We start from the raw sequence: 21,705 nt of genomic DNA, 5'->3' as shown, positions 1-21,705 counted from the left end.
TCCTAGCTCGCCCCCTTTTCGAGCCAGTCCTCGATCGCTCCCGCAACATCCACTGAGCCGTCCTCCAGCATGGTGAAATGATCAGCCTGCACCGTCACAACGGTGTGCGTTGCATCCCACGGTTGGGCCTGCCAATCCGCACGATCCGACGAGCTCCCCAGGAATGACCGTTCGCACTGGACGAACAACGTCGGCGTGACAACGGAGCCGAGCACCATCTCGTGGACCAGCTGCACATACCGGCCCATACCGGTCAACCGGGCCTGGTCGAAGCGACCGAACACAGCTTCGTTCGACACCATGTGTTCTGCCATCTCCCGAAGCATCCAACTGGTGTCATCGCGCACCCGATAGGTGTCCAACATGACCAGGCCGGCAGGCACCGGGCGGTCGGTCACTTCCAGGTACTGGGCGACGTGGTAGGCCAGCAGGCCGCCCGAGGAATATCCGAGCAGCACGAACGGCTCTCCCTGCGCAGCCTCGAGGACGCAGCGCGCCATCGCATCCAATGCCGCCGTTGGTGTCGCCGGCAGTGGCTCGCCCGCACCGAAGCCGATCAGCGGCAGTACCACGACGTCGCGGGCAGCTCGCAGATGCGATGCGATCCGGGCGTACTGCTGCGCGCCGCCGGTGGCCAGTGGCGGATTGAGGCAAATGATCCGGGGCAGGGCCGAGCCCGCAGCCAGTCGTGACGGCACCGGCAATCGGTCCAGTTCGTCGGCCGAAGAGAACTGCTCACGTAGTTCCGCCACCGCCCTCAGCAATGCAAAGCCCTTAGGAGCCTGGCCGTTCTCCACCGCGCCGCGGAACATCCCGTACAGCGAGTCGTCTTCGCCGACTTGATTGTTGGCCTTTCGTGAGTCTGTGTCGAGCTCGTTCTGCAGGTATCGGGCCAGTGCCCTCGGCGTTTTGTGATCGAAGATCGCAGCGGTCGACAGCGTCAGACCCGTCGAAGCATTGAGGGTGCTTCGCAACTCCATGGCAGCCAGTGAGTCGAATCCGGATTCGAGGAAGTCCCGCTCGGGGTCGAGGGCATCGACGCTTTCATGCCCCAGCAGACGGGCAGCGTTCTCGAGTATGTGCATCTCGAGCCACTGCGCCTGTTCGGACTCGGACAGTTGTGTCAGATGCCTGCGAAGCGCCGCCACGTCCTGCGTGCTGTTGCTCTGCCGGCGCCCGGTCTTCTTGGCCAGGTCGCTGAGCAGCGCAGGCACCGAGTCCCGAGCACGCAGTACGGCTAGGTCGATCTCGACCGGTACGTGCACCGGCCGCTCGGAAGTCGATGCCACATCGAACAATTCGAGTGCTCGATCGGCGGTCAGCGGTGAAAAACCTTGGCGGCGCATACGCTGCCGGTCAGCCTCGCCGAGCCACTGCGACAGTCCGGTTTCGATGTCCCACAAGCCATAGGCGAGCGAAGTGGCCGGCAAGCCTTCAGCGTGTCGGTGAGTCGCGAGAGCGTCGAGGAATACGTTGGCGGCCGCATAGCCTCCCTGGCCCGCGGGCAGTATCGAACCCGCCACCGATGAGATCATGACGAAGGCGGACAGTTCGGCTTCGCGGGTGAGCTCGTGCAGATGCCAAGCGGCGTCGGCCTTGGCACCGAGGGAGTAGTCGATCTGTTCCGGCGTCAAGGTATCGACCAGGCCGTTGTAGGCAACGCCCGCCGCGTGGACGATTGCCCCCAACGGATGCTCCGCGGGTATCGAGGCAAGAAGGTCTCGCACCGCGTCACGATCTGCGACATCGCAGGCAGATACACGAACCTGAGCGCCGAGAGCGCTCAGTTCCCTGATGAGATCCTCGGCGGCTGCTGGTCCGCGTCTGCCGGCGAGCAGCAGGTGCCGCACACCGTGCTCACTCACCAAGTGCTCGGCGATGTGGCGACCGATCCCGCCGGTACCACCGGTAATCAATACCGTCCGCTCAGGATCCCAGGCTATCCGCCGGTCCGATTCGGGCGACGCGGCGCGAATGAGCCGCGGCACCCACGTCCCCTCCGCATGGACAGCCAGTTCCGGCTCGCCCGTCAGCGCTGCGGCCACAAGTTGATCCGTCGTTGCCGCTTGGTGGGCCTCGATGAGCACGATCCGCCCCGGGTTCTCCGCCTGCGCCGCGCGCACCAGACCCCACACCGCAGCCAGAGCGGGGTCGGCCGTGGTGCCGGTGATCACAGCCAAAGTGCTTGCGGCGTACCGCTCTTCGCTCAGGAACTGCTGAACGACACCGAGCGTGCGGTGCATGCCCGTGCGCAGCCGAACCGGCACGTCGACGCCGTCGACCGGAGGCCGCAGGAGCAAGACCGAGGCCGACTCCGCCGCGCCCCATTCGGCCCAGGCAACTCCCGCCGCGGATCGAAGCTCCGGACCGGGCCGCCACATGAGCTGGTACAGCGCGTCATGCGAGGACCGGGTTGCGGCCGAAAGCAGTTCGACGGACAACGGGCGCCACGCGAGGGACCGTACCGACAGCAATGGCGCGCCACCGGAATCGGCGATCGCCAGGGTGGCTTCGCCCTGATTCAGCCTGGTGATCCGGACCCGCACTCGCCGAGCGCCGTCGGCGTGCAAACGCACCGAAGACCAGGCGAATGGCACGACGGTCTGTCGCTCGGCATGCTCGTCTGCGCTCCGCAGACCGCCGACGGTCAGTGCGTGCAGGGCCGCATCGAGCAGCGCCGGATGCACGCCATAGCCTCGAGTAGCGGTGTGCTCGGGCAGCGCAACCTCGCCGTAGAATTCCTCGCCGCGACGCCACAGATCTACCAGCCCTTGGAAGGCGGGCCCGTAGTTGTACCCGTTGTCGGCGAGTTCATCGTAAGCGCCGTCCAACTTCACCTTCGTGGCACCGAGCGGCGGCCACTGCACAAAGTCAGCCCACTGTTGTGGCTCGTCGATCTCCCCGCCCGAGCTCACACTGCCTTGCGCATGGTGAGTCCAGGAGACTGCCGGATCGTCCTCGTCCTTACGCGAGTAGATGTCGAGCCGCCGGCGACCGGTCTCATCGCTGTCACCGACGATCACTTGGATCTGTACTCCGCCATGCCCTTCGAACACCAGCGGCGCCCGAAGAGTGAGTTCCTCCAGTTCCGGGCAGTCGACCTGGTCTCCGGCGTGAATGGCCAGCTCGACGAAGCCCGTGCCAGGCAGCAGCACCGTGCCGAGCACGTCATGATCGGCCAACCAAGGATGGGTGACCGTCGACAGGCGGCCGGTGAGTCTGACGCCCCCGCCCTCCGGCTGCACCACCAATGCACCCAGCATGGGGTGTTCGATGGACCGCAGACCGAGCGCGGATGCCTCTGCGGTGTGCAGCTGCCCCGTGGCCCAGAAGCGGCGGTGCTGGAAGCTGTAGGTCGGCAGGTCTATCTTCGCGCCGCCGGAACCGGCGTAGTAGCTCGTCCAATCCACCGTCGAGCCGGTGACGTGCAACCGGGCCAGGCCCGTCAGCATGGTCGCGGGGTCCGCATTGTTTCGTCTGGTCAGAGCGATTGTGGTTGCGGTGTCGAGCGTCTGGGCGATCATCGGGGTCAGCACGGCGTCGGGCCCGACCTCGGCGAACCGGGACACGCCCATACCCGCCATCGCGACAACGGCGTCGGCGAACCGCACCGTGTCCCGAACCTGACCCACCCAATACGACGGATCCGACATCTCGTGCTCGACACGCGCACCGGTCACCGTCGACACCAACGGAATACTGGGGAGACCGAACGCCAAACCCTCGATCGCCGTGGCGAACTCGGCCAACATCGGCTCCATCAACGCCGAATGGAAAGCATGCGAAACCCGCAATCGGTGTGTGCGCCAACCACGTTCGGCACACGCATCGGCGACAGCGACGACATCATCTTCGACACCGGAGACCACCACTGCGGCGGAGCCATTGACCGCGGCGATCGACACCCCGCCGGCCAGCAGCGGCAGCACGTCGTCCTCGGCGGCGCCGACCGCGACCATCGCTCCACCCGCGGGCAGCGCTTGCATCAACCGGCCACGCGCAGCGACCAGCACACACGCATCCGACAAGGACATCACTCCGGCTACATGCGCAGCGGCGACTTCTCCGATCGAATGTCCAGCCAGCACATCCGCACGGACTCCCCAGGATTCGAGCAGCCGGTACAGCGCCACCTCGAACGCGAACAACCCAGCCTGCGCGAACACCGTCGCATCGATCAGATCGTCGGACGACAGCGTCACACTCAACGAAACCGACTGCCCCAGCAGCGGATCCAACTCAGCGACGATCGCGTCGAAAACCTCGGCGAACACCGGATACGCACCGCGCAACTCGGCGGCCATACCGGCCCACTGCGCACCCTGACCGGAAAACACCACACCCGTGGAACCGGCCACCACACGACCGGACACCACACCCGGCACCTGCTCACCAGCAGCCAACGCCCGCACACCAACACAGTGGTCAGCCAGGACAACGGCACGATGCTCGAATACAGCACGCGTCGACGCCAACGAAAAACCGACATCCACCGGATCCGGATCGTGATCACCCACATGCGATGCCAGTCGGGCAGCCTGACCGGCAAGAGCCTCGTCATTGCGCGCCGAGACCACCCACGGCAGCACCCCACCGGCCGGGACGGTCCTGACCACCGGCACCGGAGCCGGGTCCGCTAGCGGGGCCTGTTCGACGATGATGTGAGCATTCGTGCCGCTGATACCGAAGGACGACACACCAGCACGACGCGGCCGGTCCGTGTCCGGCCACGGCACCGATTCGGTCAATAGCCGGATATGGCCTTCGCTCCAGTCGACCTTGGTGCTGGGGGCATCGACGTGCAGCGTCTTCGGCAACACGCCATGACGCATCGCCATCACCATCTTGATCACACCACCCACGCCAGCCGCAGCCTGAGCATGACCGATATTCGATTTCAACGACCCCAACCACAGCGGACGATCCGGCTCGCGACCCTGGCCGTAAGTGGCGAGCAGCGCTTGGGCCTCGATCGGATCACCCAAAGTCGTACCGGTGCCATGGGCTTCCACCACATCGACCTCGACCGGCGACACCCCGGCATTCGCCAACGCCTGACGGATGACCCGCCGCTGCGACGGACCATTCGGCGCAGTCAAACCATTCGACGCACCATCCTGATTTATCGCCGAACCAGCAACCACCGCAAGAACTTCATGCCCATTGCGGCGAGCGTCGGACAGCCGTTCCAGCACCAGAACACCGGTACCCTCGGCCCAACCCACACCATCAGCCGCATCGGCGAACGACTTACACCGACCATCCGGCGACAAGCCCCGCTGACGGCTGAACTCGACAAATGTTTCCGGGGTAGCCATCACCGTCACACCACCGGCCAACGCGAGATCACACTCCCCCGAGCGCAACGACTGCGCAGCCAAATGCATCGCCACCAGCGACGACGAGCACGCCGTATCCACCGACACCGCCGGGCCTTCCAATCCCAGCGTGTAGGCGATGCGGCCGGAGACCAAACTGCCGGCCGCGCTGTTCCCGGTTCCCTGGGCGTAGTCGTGGTACATCACACCGGCAAAGACACCAGTTGAGCTGCCACGCAACACCGCTGGGTCGACACCGGCGCGCTCCAACGCCTCCCATGTCGTCTCCAACAGTTGCCGCTGCTGAGGATCCATCATCGTGGCCTCGTTCGGGCTGATCCCGAAGAAATCCGGATCGAAATCGGCAGCAGTGTGCAGGAAACCGCCTTCCCGGGTGTAGGACTTGCCCGCGCGGCCAGGTTCCGGATCGTAGATGCCATTGATATCCCAGCCTCGGTCGGCCGGGAGCGTCGTTACCGCATCCCCGCCGATACGGACCAGTTCCCAGAGTTCCTCGGGGGAAGTGACCCCGCCGGGGTAACGGCAGGCCATTCCGACCACGGCGATCGGATCGTCGTCAATAGCTCTGCTGGCAGTGACCGCGACGTCCCGACTGGTACCGACGAACTCATCGGCCAGATATTTCGCCAGGGCCTGGGGTGTCGGGTAATCGAACACCAAAGTCGCGGGCAACTGCAGACCCGTGACGGCTTTCAGGGCGTTGCGGAACTCGACAGCAGTGAGCGAATCGAAGCCCAGCTCGTTGAAGGCCCGATCCACCGCGATCGCACTCGCGTTCTGGTGACCGAGGATGGTGGCGACCTGGCCACGCACGATCTCCACGAGCACACCGAAGCGTTCACTGTCGGGAGTATTCGCCAAACGAGCACGCAGCGCCGTGAAGGCGCCCGAGGCCGCTTTGCGGCGCGCAGGGAGCAGACCCGCTAATAGTGCCGGCGCGGCGATCCCCGCGCTGCGAATGCTATCCAGATCGAGACGAGCGAGAATGGGAGCCGCAGCGTCGATCTCGGTAGCGGCGTCGAAAAGTGCGAGTCCTTGTTCCTCCGAGAGTGGCAGCACACCGGAACGAGACATGCGCTGCCGGTCCACGTCGCTGAGTTCCCCGGCCATGCCCCCGTCCCACAGACCCCAGGCCAAAGACTGACCGCAAAGGCCCGAAGCCCTGCGGTGCGCCGCCAACGCATCCAGACACGCATTGGCCGCGGCATAGTTACCCTGACCAGGGCTGCCCAACACACCGGCCACCGAACTGAACAACACGAACGCCTTCAACGGCAACCCAGCGGTCAGCTCATGCAAATGCAACGCAGCATCGACCTTCGGCCCCAACACCGCATCCAACCGGGTTGGGGTCAGCGAAGCGACAGCACCATCATCGAGCACCCCAGCCATATGGAACACACCCGTGAGCGAGTGGCCGGCAGGCACATCGGCCAACACCTCGGCAAGCGCGCCACGATCGGCGACATCACAAGCAACGAACTCCACCTCCGCACCCAAACCCTGCAACTGCTCCCGCAACTCGGCAGCGCCGGAAGCAGACTCACCACGGCGGCTCAACAACACCAGGTGACGGACACCGCATGCATCCACCAAGTGCCGGGCGAACAACCCACCGAGCAACCCACTCGCACCGGTGATCAGAACCGTGTCCTCCGGACCGAAAGCGGTAGTCGCCAAAGCAGTCTCGGCAGACGCGACCGCGGTGGAATCGACACGGACCAGCCGCGCGATATGCACCTGCCCGCCGCGCACGGCCACCTGCGGTTCCCCCACAGCCAGAATCCCACCCAGCAGGCCCTCGAGTTCGGAACCAGCATCGTCGGAACCAGCATGGTCGGAACGAGCATCGTCGAAACCAGCATCGTCGGAACCAGCATCGTCGGAATCGTTGTCTATCAACACGATCCGACCAGGGCTCTCCGCCTGCGCAGAACGCACCAAACCACACACCGCAGCACCGGCCAGATTCGTAATATCTTCCCCGGCAACCGACACCGCACCACTGGTCCGAACCACCAACACCGACTCGCTGAACCGCTGATCAGTGATCCAAGACTGAAGCACCCGCAGCACACCATGAGTCGCAGCACGAACGGCGCTGGGATCGTTACCCGTCGGGCACTCAAGAACCACCGCTGCCGGGACCTCGTCACCAAGATCCGCCCATCGCACGCTGGTCACCTCAGCGTCGGTCACCACGGTCGGTGTCCACCCAACCTCGAACAACCCATCACCGACAGCGGAGGCACCGGCCGTGAGCTGCCCGGGATCGATCGGCCGAGAAACCAACTGCCGCACCGACGCCACCGCAGCACCCGACGAATCCGCCAGATCCAGCGCTACCGCGTGCGCACCGACGCGAGTGAGGCGAACACGCAGTGCGCCTGCTCCGGTCGCGTGCACAGCGACGCCGGACCACTCGAACGGCAACGCGAGTCCGGTCCCGTCCGCCGGCATATGGTCGGCCACGCGCAGCGCGTGCAGAGCGGCATCGAGCAGCGCCGGATGCAGACCGAAGCGTTCCGCCTCGCTTCGGGCTTGTTCGGGCAATTCGACCTCGGCGTAGAGCAGCCCGTCGGATCCACGCCACACCGACCTCAACGCCTGGAACACCGGACCATACCGGTAGCCCTGCGCATCGAGTAAGTCGTAAACACCATCGATATCGACCACGGTGGCACCCGCGGGCGGCCACTGCACCAGATCCACCGGCGCAGTATCGGGTCCCGGGACAAGCACACCCTCGGCGTTCAACGTCCACGACCCCGCCGAATCGACGCCATCATCAGGGCAAGAGAAGATCCGCACCCCGCGACGCCCCGACTCGTCTGCGGTATCAACCACAATCCGCGCCGCAACCCCACCGGACTCCGACAGCACCAGCGGAGCCCGCAAGACCAACTCTTCCACCATCGAGCAGCCGACCTGCTCCCCGGCATGGAGGGCGAGTTCGACCAAACCGGTACCGGGGAACAACACCGTGTCCATCACCATGTGATCGGCCAGCCACGGATGCGTCTGAACCGACAGGCGACCGGTCAGAGTTACCGCGTCGGAGTCCGGCTGCGACACCACCGCAGAAACCAAAGGATGCCCAGTACCCACCAAACCCATCGACCGAGCATCACCACCACCAGCAGACCCCTCGGCCAACCAATACCGCCGACGCTGAAAAGCATAGGTAGGCAAATCGATTCGCTGCGCTCCAGAGCCAGCGTAGAAACCGGCCCAATCCACATCGGCACCCGAAACGAACAAACCGGCCACCCCACCCAACAACGTAGACGGACCAGCCTGATCCCGACGCGCCAACGCCACCACCACAGGCGCCGCGGAAGCCGAAGCCGAAGCGCCCGCCTGACCATCGTCGAGAGTCTGGGCGATCATCGGGGTCAGCACCGCATCGGGCCCGACCTCGGCGAACCGGGCCACGCCCACACCCGCCATCGCGACAACGGCGTCGGCGAACCGCACCGTGTCCCGAACCTGACCCACCCAATACGACGGATCACACATCTCATCGACGACACGGGCACCGGTCACCGTCGACACCAACGGAATGCTGGGGCGAGCGAACGCCAAACTTTCGATCGCCGTGGCGAACTCGTCCAGCATCGGCTCCATCAACACCGAATGGAAAGCATGCGAAACACGCAACCGCTTCGTCCGCCAACCCCGGTCCGCGCACGCCTCGACAACAGCATCAACATCGACTTCCACGCCCGACAACACCACCGACGACGGACCGTTCACCGCAGCGATCGACACGCGACTTGCCGACACGTCACCGGCCGCCAGCAGCGCACGCACGTCGGTCTCGGAGGCTTCGACAGCGACCATCGCTCCACCTGCAGGTAGCGCCTGCATCAACCGGCCGCGCGCCGCCACCAGCACACACGCATCCGGCAGCGACAACACCCCGGCCACATGCGCGGCAGCCACCTCACCGATCGAATGACCCGCCACGACATCCGCACGGAATCCCCAGGATTCGAGCAGCCGGAACAACGCCACCTCGAACGCGAACAACCCCGCCTGCGCGAACACCGTCGCATCGACCAGATCCTCGCTCGTCAGCGCCACGCTCAGCGACACCTGCTGCCCTAACAGCGGATTCAGCTCGGCGACGATCCCATCGAAATGCTCCGCGAACACCGGATACGCACCGTGTAGCTCAACGGCCATACCCGCCCACTGTGCGCCTTGACCGGAGAACACCACACCAGTCGAACCCGGTACCACACGACCGGACACCACACCCGGAATCGTTTCGCCACGCCCCAAAGCCTGTGTACCGGCCCGCAAGCCGTCGCGCTCCGGTGACAACAGCACAGCCCTGTGATCGAACAACCCTCTCGTCGTCACGAGCGAGAAGCCGATATCAAACGGGTCGCAGTCGTCGTTGTCCACATGAGACGCCAGGCGATCAGCCTGATCGGCGAGAGCCTTGCCACTGCGCGCCGAGACCACCCACGGCAGCAAGACACCGGCCGGGACGGTCTTGACCACCGTGGCCGAGACCTGCTCCGCGTCCGGGGCCTGTTCGATGATGAGGTGTGCGTTGGTGCCGCTGATACCGAACGACGACACACCGGCGCGACGCGGCCGATCCACCACCGGCCACGCCATCGACTCGGTCAACAACCGCACATCGCCCTCGGACCAATCGACCTTGGTACTGGGCTGATCCACGTGCAGCGTTCGGGGTAGTACCCCATGCTGCATCGCCATCACCATCTTGATCACACCACCCACACCCGCCGCAGCCTGAGCATGACCGATATTCGACTTCAACGACCCCAACCACAACGGACGATCCCGCTCACGGTCCTGCCCATACGTCGCCAACAACGCCTGCGCCTCGATCGGATCACCCAACGTCGTACCCGTCCCATGGGCCTCGACCACATCCACCTCACCCGCAGACACCCCGGCATTGGCCAACGCCTGCCGGATCACCCGCTGCTGCGACGGACCATTCGGGGCAGTCAAACCATTCGAGGCACCGTCTTGATTCACTGCTGAACCGGCGAGCACCGCCAGAACCTGATGGCCGTTGCGGCAGGCATCGGAAAGCCGCTCCAACACCAACATCCCGGCACCTTCGGACCACCCGACCCCATCGGCCGTGTCGGAGAAGGACTTACACCGACCATCCGGGGACAACCCGCGCTGGCGGCTGAACTCCACAAAGGTCTCCGGTGTCGCCATCACCGTCACACCACCGGCCAACGCCAGATCGCATTCCCCCGACCGCAACGACTGCGCCGCCCAATGCATCGCCACCAGCGACGACGAGCATGCCGTATCCACCGAGACGGCCGGGCCTTCCAATCCCAGCGTGTAGGCGATACGACCCGACACCAAACTGCCGGCCGCACTGGCTCCGCTCCCCTGCGGGTAGTCGTGGTACATCACACCGGTGAACACCCCGGTCGAGCTGCCACGCAGCACCGCCGGGTCGATACCGGCGCGCTCCAATGCCTCCCACGAGGTCTCCAGCAGCAACCGCTGCTGCGGATCCATCATTGTGGCCTCGTTCGGGCTGATCCCGAAGAAGTCCGCGTCGAATTCTGCTGCCGCATACAGGAATCCACCCCGGCGGGTATAGGTCTTGCCTGCCTTGCCGGGTTCGGGATCGTAGATGCCGTCGATGTCCCAGCCACGATCCACCGGCAACTCACCGGTGGTATCGACGCCCGACATGACCAGCTGCCACAGCTCCTCCGGCGAGGCGACACCACCTGGATAACGACAAGCCATCGCCACCAGAGCAACCGGCTCGTCGCCAGCTCTGCTGGCGGTAACCGCGACGTCCCGACTGGTACCGACGAACTCATCGGCCAGGTACTTCGCCAAAGCCTGAGGCGTCGGATAATCGAACACCAAAGTCGCAGGGAGTTGCAGACCCGTGACGGCTTTCAGGGCGTTGCGGAACTCGACAGCACTGATCGAATCGAAGCCCAACTCGTTGAAGGCCCGATCCACCGCGATCGCACTCGCGTTCTGGTGACCGAGGATGGTGGCGACCTGACCACGCACGATCTCCACGAGCACACCCAAGCGTTCACTGTCAGGAGTATTCGCCAAACGAGCACGCAGCGCCGTGAAAGCGCCCGAGGCCGCTTTGCGGCGCGCAGGGACCAGTGTGGAAAGCACTGCAGGCGCGGCAAATCCGGCGCTGCGCATGGCATCCAGATCCAATCGGGCAAGGAAGACGGCGGCGGTGTCCATCCCTGTCGCGGCGTCGAAAAGTGCGAGACCCTGTTCCTCCGACAGCGGCAGCACACCCGAACGAGACATGCGCTCACGGTCGACCTCGCCGAGTTCCCCGGCCATACCCCCCTCCCACAGACCCCAGGCCAAAGACTGACCGCAAAGGCCCGAAGCCCTGCGGTGCGCCGCCAACGCATCCAGACACGCATTTGCCGCGGCATAGTTACCCTGACCAGGGCTACCCAACACACCGGCCACCGAACTGAACAACACGAACGCCTTCAACGGCAACCCAGCGGTCAGCTCATGCAAATGCAACGCAGCATCGACCTTCGGCCCCAACACCGCATCCAACCGATCCGCAGTCAGCGAACCGATAGCACCATCATCGAGCACCCCAGCCATATGGAACACACCCGCGAGCGGGTGACCGGCAGGCACATCGGCCAACACCTCGGCGAGCGCGCCACGATCGGCGACATCACAAGCAACGAACTCCACCTCCGCACCCAAACCCTGCAACTGCTCCCGCAACTCGGCAGCGCCGGAAGCCGACTCACCACGGCGGCTCAACAACAGGAGTCGGCGCACACCGTGTGCGTCCACTAGGTGCCGGGCGAACAACCCGCCGAGGTAGCCGCTGGCACCGGTGATCAGAACTGTGTCGTCCGGACCGAAGGAATCGGTTGCTGAAGCGGTTGCGGCAGTGGAGACGGCTCGGGCGAGTCGCGCTCTGTGCACCTGCCCGCCGCGTACGGCCACCTGCGGTTCGCCCGCAGCCAGAATCCCACCCAGCAGCCCACCGAGTTCGGAACCGGCATCGTCGGAATCGTTGTCTATCAACACGATCCGACCAGGGCTCTCCGCCTGCGCCGAACGCACCAAACCACACACCGCAGCACCGGCCAGATTCGTAATATCTTCCCCGGCAACCGACACCGCACCACTGGTCCGAACCACCAACACCGACTCACCGAACCGCTGATCAGCAATCCAAGACTGCAGCACCCCCAGCACACCATGAGTCGCAGCACGAACGGCAGCGGGATCGCTACCCACCGGGCACTCCAACACCACCGCAGCCGGGACCTCGTCACCGAGTGCAGCCCAAGACACTGCCGCGGCTTCGACCTCGGACACCGAGATCGGCGTCCACCCGACCTCGAACAACGCATTACCGACAGTAGACGCACCAACCGTGAGCTGCGCGGGATCTATCGGCCGAGAAACCAACTGCCGCACCGACGCCACCGCAGCACCCGACGAATCCGCCAGATCCAAAGCAACACCGCGCTCACCGACGCGGGCGAGCCGAACACGCAGTGCGCCTGCACCGGTCGCATGCACCGTGACACCCGACCACTCGAACGGCAACGCCAGCCCGTCTCCCCCCACCGACCTGTCATCAGCAAAACGCAACGCGTGCAACGCCGCATCCAACAACGCCGGATGCAGACCGAAGCGTTCCGCCTCGCTTCGGGCTTGTTCGGGCAATACGACCTCGGCGTAGAGCAGCCCGTCGGATCCACGCCAGACCGACCTCAACGCCTGGAACACCGGACCATACTGGTAGCCCTGCGCATCGAGTGAGTCGTAAACACCATCGATATCGACCACGGTGGCACCCGCGGGCGGCCACTGCACCAAATCCACCGGCGCACTATCGAGTTCCTGGGCGAGCACGCCTTCGGCGTTCAGGCTCCATGACCCCGCTGGATCGACATCACCATCGGGGCGGGAGAAGATCCGCACCGCGCGACGCCCCATCTCGTCTGCGGTATCGACCACAATCCGCGCCGCAACCCCGCCGGACTCCGACAGCACCAGCGGAGCCCGCAAGACCAACTCTTCCACCATCGAGCAGCCGACCTGCTCCCCAGCGTGGAGGGCGAGTTCGACCAAACCGGTACCAGGGAACAACACGGTATCCATCACCATGTGATCGACCAGCCACGGATGCGTCTGAACCGACAGGCGACCGGTCAGAGTTACCGCGTCGGAGTCCGGCTGCGACACCACCGCAGAAACCAAAGGATGCCCAGTACCCACCAAACCCATCGACCGAGCATCACCACCACCAGCAGACCCCTCGGCCAACCAATACCGCCGACGCTGAAAAGCATAGGTAGGCAAATCGATTCGCTGCGCTCCAGAACCAGCGTAGAAACCAGCCCAATCCACATCAGCACCCGAAACGAACAAACCGGCCACCCCACCCAACAACGTAGACGGACCAGCCTGATCCCGACGCGCCAACGCCACCACCACAGGCGCCGCGGAAGCCGAAGCCGAAGCGCCCGCCTGACCATCGTCGAGAGTCTGGGCGATCATCGGGGTCAGCACCGCATCGGGCCCGACCTCGGCGAACCGGGCCACGCCCACACCCGCCATCGCGACAACGGCGTCGGCGAACCGCACCGTGTCCCGAACCTGACCCACCCAATACGACGGATCACACATCTCATCGACGACACGGGCACCGGTCACCGTCGACACCAACGGCAACCTCGGCCTAGCGAACACCAAACCCTCGATCGCCGTGGCGAACTCGGCCAGCATCGGCTCCATCAACACCGAATGGAAAGCATGCGAAACACGCAACCGCTTCGTCCGCCAACCAATCTCGGCACACCGATCAGCAACGGCGACGACGTCGGCTTCGATACCGGAGAGGACCACAGATGACGGACCGTTCACCGCCGCGATCGACACCCCACCATCCAGCAGCAGTGGCAGCACATCAGCATCCGAAGCACCCACCGCCACCATCGCCCCACCAGCGGGCAGTGCCTGCATCAACCGGCCGCGCGCCGCCACCAGCACACACGCATCCGGCAGCGACAACACCCCGGCCACATGCGCGGCAGCCACCTCACCGATCGAATGACCCGCCACGACATCCGCACGGAATCCCCAGGATTCGAGCAGCCGGAACAACGCCACCTCGAACGCGAACAACCCCGCCTGCGCGAACACCGTCGCATCGACCAGATCCTCGCTCGTCAGCGCCACGCTCAACGAAACCGATTGCCCCAGTAGCGGATCCAACTCCGCGACGATCGCGTCGAAAGCCTCGGCGAACACCGGGTACGCACCGTGTAGCTCAGCAGCCATACCCGCCCACTGAGCGCCTTGACCCGAGAACACCACACCCGTCGACCCCGGCACCACACGACCGGACACCACACCGGGACCGGATTCGCCGCGACCCAACGCTTGCGTACCGGCCCACAGGCCGTCGCGCGCGGGTGACAACACGACGGCCCGGTGGTCGAACAACACTCTCGAAGCGATAAGTGAGAAGCCGATGTCGATCGGGTCGCGGTCGTGGTCCTGGACATGCGATATCAGGCGGCTGGCCTGCTCGGCACGGGCCTCGTCACTGCGCGCCGAGACCACCCACGGCAGCACGCCACCAGCCGGGACGGTCTTCGCCACCTGCACCGGAGCCTGTTCCGCCTCCGGTGCCTGTTCGATGATGACGTGCGCATTGGTGCCGCTGATACCGAACGACGACACACCGGCGCGACGCGGCCGATCCACCACCGGCCACGCCATCGACTCGGTCAACAACCGCACATCGCCCTCGGACCAATCGACCTTGGTACTGGGCTGATCCACGTGCAGCGTTCGGGGTAGTACCCCATGCTGCATCGCCATCACCATCTTGATCACACCACCCACACCCGCCGCAGCCTGAGCATGACCGATATTCGACTTCAACGACCCCAACCACAACGGACGATCCCGCTCACGATCCTGCCCATACGTCGCCAACAACGCCTGCGCCTCGATCGGATCACCCAACGTCGTACCCGTCCCATGGGCCTCGACCACATCCACATCACCCGCAGACACCCCGGCATTGGCCAACGCCTGCCGGATCACCCGCTGCTGCGACGGACCATTCGGGGCAGTCAAACCATTCGACGCACCATCCTGATTCACCGCCGAACCGGCAATAACCGCAAGAACTTCATGGCCATTGCGGCGAGCGTCGGATAAGCGCTCCAACACCAGCACGCCAACACCCTCGGCCCAACCCACACCATCGGCCGCGTCAGCAAACGACTTACACCGACCATCCGGGGACAACCCGCGCTGACGGCTGAACTCGACAAAGGTTTCCGGTGTCGCCATGACAGTCACACCACCGGCCAACGCCAGATCGCACTCACCCGACCGCACCGAACCCGCAGCCAAATGTAGGGCCACCAATGACGACGAGCACGCCGTATCGACCGACACCGCCGGGCCTTCCAATCCCAGCGTGTAGGCGATGCGGCCGGAGACCAAACTGCCCGCCCCGCTACCACCGAGCCCCTGCGCGTAATCGTGGTACATCACACCGGCGAACACACCGGTCGAGCTGCCACGCAGCACCGCCGGGTCGATACCGGCGCGCTCCAACGCCTCCCACGAGGTCTCCAGCAGCAACCGCTGCTGCGGATCCATCATCGTCGCCTCATTGGGACTGATCCCGAAGAAGTCCGCATCGAAATCGGCTGCCGAATAAAGGAATCCACCCCGACGGGTGTAGATCTTGCCTGCCTTGCCGGGTTCGGGATCGTAGATGCCGTCGATGTCCCAGCCACGATCCACCGGCAACTCACCGGTGGTATCGACGCCCGACATGACCAGCTGCCACAGATCCTCCGGCGAGGCAACGCCAGCCGGATAACGGCAGGCCATTCCGACCACGGCGATCGGATCGTCGTCAATAGCTCTGCTGGCAGTGACCGCGACGTCCCGACTGGTACCGACGAACTCATCGGCCAGGTACTTCGCCAAAGCCTGAGGCGTCGGATAATCGAACACCAAAGTCGCAGGGAGTTGCAGACCCGTGACGGCCTTGAGGGCGTTGCGGAACTCGATAGCGGTGAGCGAATCGAAGCCCAGCTCGCTGAAGGCCCGATCCGCCGCGATCGCATTCATGTCCTGGTGACCGAGGATGGTGGCGACCTGACCACGCACGATCTCCACGAGCACACCGAAACGCTCATCGTCGGGAATGCCGGCCACGCGGGCGCGTAGCGCCGTGAAGGCACCCGAGGCCGCTTTGCGGCGCGCAGGAATCAGACCGGTCAATAGTGACGGCACGGCGATCCCCGCGCCGCGAATGCTCGCCAGATCGAGACGGGCAAGGACGGGAGCTACTGCGTCGATCTCGACAGCAGCATCGAAAAGTGCGAGACCTTGTTCCTCCGACAGCGGCAGTACACCCGAACGGGACATGCGCTCACGGTCGACCTCGCCGAGTTCCCCGGCCATACCCCCGTCCCACAGACCCCAGGCCAAAGACTGACCGCAAAGGCCCGAAGCCCTGCGGTGCGCCGCCAACGCATCCAGACACGCATTGGCCGCGGCATAGTTACCCTGACCAGGGCTACCCAACACACCCGCCACCGAACTGAACAACACGAACGCCTTCAACGGCAACCCAGCGGTCAGCTCATGCAAATGCAACGCAGCATCGACCTTGGGCCCCAACACCGCATCCAACCGATCCGCGGTCAGCGAACCGATAGCACCATCATCGAGCACCCCGGCCATATGGAACACACCCGTGAGCGAGTGACCGGCAGGCACATCGGCCAACACCTGCGCAAGCGCACCACGATCGGCGACATCACAAGCAACGAACTCCACCTCCGCACCCAAACCCTGCAACTGCTCCCGCAACTCGGCAGCGCCAGAAGCAGACTCACCACGGCGGCTCAACAACACCAGATGACGGACACCGCATGCATCCACCAAGTGCCGGGCGAACAACCCACCGAGCAACCCACTCGCACCGGTGATCAGAACCGTGTCCTCCGGACCGAAAGCGGTAGTCGCCAAAGCAGTCTCGGCAGACGCGACCGCGGTGGAATCGACACGGACCAGCCGCGCGATATGCACCTGCCCGCCACGCACGGCCACCTGCGGTTCCCCCACAGCCAGAATCCCACCAAGCAGCCCACCGAGATCGGCATCGCCGGAACGAGCATGGTCGGAACCAGCATGGTCGGAACGAGCATCGTCGAAACCAGCATCGTCGGAACCAGCATCGTCGGAATCGGTGTCTATCAACACGATCCGACCAGGGCTCTCCGCCTGCGCAGAACGCACCAAACCACACACCGCAGCACCGGCCAGATTCGTAATATCTTCCCCGGCAACCGACACCGCACCACTGGTCCGAACCACCAACACCGACTCGCTGAACCGCTGATCAGTGATCCAGGTCTGCAGCACCCGCAGCACATCATGAGTCGCAGCACGAATAGCAGCGGGATCGTTACCCACCGGGCACTCCAACACCACCGCAGCCGGGACCTCGTCACCGAGTGCAGCCCAAGACACTGCCGCGGCTTCGACCTCGGACACCGAGATCGGCGTCCACCCAACCTCGAACAACCCATCACCGACAGCGGACGCACCGGCCGTGAGCTGCCCGGGATCGATCGGCCGAGAAACCAACTGCCGCACCGACGCCACCGCAGCACCCGACGAATCCGCCAGATCCAAAGCAACACCGCGCTCACCGACGCGGGCGAGCCGAACACGCACCGCGCCTGCACCGGTCGCATGCACAGCGACACCCGACCACTCGAACGGCAACGCCAGCCCGGCTCCCCCCACCGACCCGTCATCAGCAAAACGCAGCGCGTGCAACGCCGCATCCAACAACGCCGGATGCAGACCGAAGCGTTCCGCCTCGCTTCGGGCTTGTTCGGGCAATTCGACCTCGACATAGAGCAGCCCGTCGGATCCGCGCCACACCGACCGCAACGCCTGGAACACCGGACCGTACTGGTAGCCCTGCGCATCGAGTGAGTCGTAAACACCATCGATATCGACCACGGTGGCACCCGCGGGCGGCCACTGCACCAAATCCACCGGCACACTATCGAATCCCGGGACAAGCACACCCTCGGCGTTCAACGTCCACGACGGCACCGAATCGACGCCATCATCAGGGCAAGAGAAGATCCGCACCCCGCGACGGCCCGCGCCGTCCTCGCCACCGACAACGACACGCACCGCAACCCCGCCGGACTCCGACAGCACCAGCGGAGCCCGCAAGACCAACTCTTCCACCATCGAACAACCCACCCGCTCCCCGGCGTGCAGAGCAAGCTCCACCAAACCGGTACCGGGGAACAACACGGTATCCATCACCATGTGATCGGCCAGCCACGGATGCGTCCGCACCGACAACCTGCCACTAACAGCCACCCCATCTGAATCCGGCTGCGACACCACCGCCGAAACCAAAGGATGCCCGGTAGCCATCAAACCCATCGACCGAGCATCACCACCACCACCAGCAGACCCCTCGGCCGTCCAATACCGCCGACGCTGGAAGGCGTAGGTGGGCAAGTCGATTCGCCGAGCACCGGAACCGGCATAAAAACCGGCCCAGTCGACATCAGCACCCGAGACGAACAAACCGGCCACCCCACCCAACAACGTGGACGGACCAGCCTGATCCCGACGCGCCAACGCCACCACCACAGGCGCCGCGCCCGCAGCCCCCGCACTCACCGGCCCATCATCGAGAGTCTGGGCGATCATCGGAGCAAGCACGGGGTCGGGCCCGACCTCGGCGAACCGGGCCACGCCCATACCCGCCATCGCGGCCACCGCATCGGCGAACCGCACCGTGTTACGGATCTGACCCACCCAATACGACGGATCACACATCTCGTCGGTCACCCGCCGACCGGTCACCGTCGACACCAGCGGGATACTCGGACGGTTGAACACCACACCCTCGATAGCCCTGGCGAACTCGGCCAACATCGGCTCCATCAACACCGAATGGGACCCATGCGAAATACGCAACCTGCGTGTACGCCAACCCTGTTCAGCGCAACGATCGGCAACGGCCACGACTGCGTCCTCGACACCGGAGAGCACCACAGATGACGGACCGTTCACCACCGCGATCGACGCCCCGTCAGCCAGCAACGGCAGCACGTCGGCCTCGGAGGCACCGACAGCGACCATCGCGCCACCGGTGGGCAGCGCCTGCATCAACCGGCCACGGGCAGCCACGAGCACACAAGCATCCGGCAACGACATCACCCCGGCCACATGCGCGGCAGGGGGCTCACCAGTCGAATGACCCGCTATGACATCCGCGCGCACACCCCACGACTCGAGCAACCGATACAGCGCCACCTCGAACGCGAACAACCCCGCATGCGCGAACACCGTCTGATTGACCAGATCATCATCCGTCAACGCCACCGTCAACGAAACCGGCTGCCCCAGTAGCGGATCCAGCTCCGCGACGATCGCATCGAAAACCTCGGCGAATACCGGATACGCAGCACGCAGCTCCGCGGCCATACCCGCCCACTGACCACCCTGACCGGAGAACACCAACCCCGTCGAACCCGACACCGCTTGACCGGACACCACACCCGGTACCTGCTCACCAGCCGCCAATGCCCGTACCCCCGCGAGCAGACCATCACGGTTGTCAGCCAGGACAACAGCCCGATGCTCGAATACAGCACGCGCCGACGCCAACGAAAAACCTACGTCGACCGAATCCGCCTCGCCCACAGGCAATTCCGGGCCGCCGATGTGCACAGCCAACCGAGTAGCTTGACCGGCAAGGGCCGCACCACTACGCGCCGAAACCACCCACGGTAGTAAGCCGGCAGCCGGAGCGGTCTTCACCACCGGGTCCACCACCGACTCGGTCACCGGGGCCTGCTCCACGATGAGGTGAGCATTCGTGCCACTGATACCGAACGACGACACACCAGCACGACGCGGCCGACCCGTCACCGGCCACGACTGTGACTCGGTCAACAACTCGATATTGCCCTGGGACCAATCGACTTTCGTACTCGGCCGATCAACATGCAGCGTTCGCGGCAACACGCCATGACGCATCGCCATCACCATCTTGATCACACCACCCACACCCGCAGCAGCCTGAGCATGACCGATATTGGACTTCAACGACCCCAACCACAACGGACGATCCCGATCCTGCCCATACGTCGCCAACAACGCCTGAGCCTCGATCGGATCACCCAAAGTCGTACCCGTCCCATGGGCTTCGACCACATCCACATCACCCGCCGACAACCCGGCATTGGCCAGGGCCTGCCGGATCACCCGACGCTGCGACGGACCATTCGGCGCGGCCAAACCATTCGACGCACCATCCTGATTCACCGCCGAACCAGCAATAACCGCAAGAACCTGATGGCCGTTGCGCTGAGCATCGGACAAACGCTCCAACACCAGGACACCGACACCCTCGGCCCAACCCACACCATCGGCCGCGTCAGCAAACGACTTACACCGACCATCCGGGGACAACCCGCGCTGGCGGCTGAACTCCACAAAAGTTTCCGGCGTCGCCATCACCGTCACACCACCGGCCAACGCCAGATCACACTCACCCGACCGCAACGAACCCGCAGCCAAATGCATCGCCACCAAAGACGACGAACACGCCGTATCCACCGTGACCGACGGCCCCTCGAAGCCGAAAACATATGACACCCGACCGGATGCAATAGCTCCCGTATTCGCGTTGGCCGGATAGTCGTGATACATCATGCCGGTAAACACCCCGGTCGGGCTGCCACGCAACGACCCCCCGTCGATGCCGGACCGCTCCAACGCCTCCCACGAGGTCTCCAGCAACAAAGACTGCTGCGGATCCATCGATGCGGCCTCATTGGGGCTGATACCGAAGAACGCAGGATCGAATTCGCCGGCCGAATGCAGGAAGCCACCCGCACGGGTGTAAATGCTACCCGGCGTTTCACCGGTCCGATCGTAAAGGCGCTCTACATCCCACCCTCGATTTGCCGGAAGCTCGGACGTCGCGTCGGCCCCCTCGGCAACCAACCGCCACAAGTCCTCCGGCGAACCCACCCCACCCGGATACCGACACGCCATACCAACAATCGCAATCGGCTCACGACGAGCCGCATCGAGCTTGCGATTTCGAGCACGCAAACGCTCGGTCTCTTTGAGTGAGACACGCAATGCCTGCGCTAGCTTCTGAGTATTGTCGTCGGGCTTCGTCATTATTGTTCTAACTCTTCCTACGATCACCGTTGTCAGCCAGTGAAATTTTCGTTCATGAGGACAAAATTCGATGTATTACTCGATCACGATGGCTTTC

1 pseudogene is annotated in these 21,705 nt (G+C 64.5%); it reads right to left on the bottom strand.

Annotated elements, in window-relative coordinates:
- Positions 1-32: 32 nt before the first annotated feature.
- Positions 33-21,635, bottom strand: a pseudogene (locus ACQP0C_RS09220) (SDR family NAD(P)-dependent oxidoreductase); the annotation flags it as partial.
- Positions 21,636-21,705 lie beyond the last annotated feature (70 nt).

Source organism: Nocardia sp. CA-129566 (assembly GCF_050956075.1).
GTDB lineage: Bacteria > Actinomycetota > Actinomycetes > Mycobacteriales > Mycobacteriaceae > Nocardia.
Note: the sequence above shows the minus strand (reverse complement) of the source record. Positions and strands in the feature narration are given on the sequence as shown.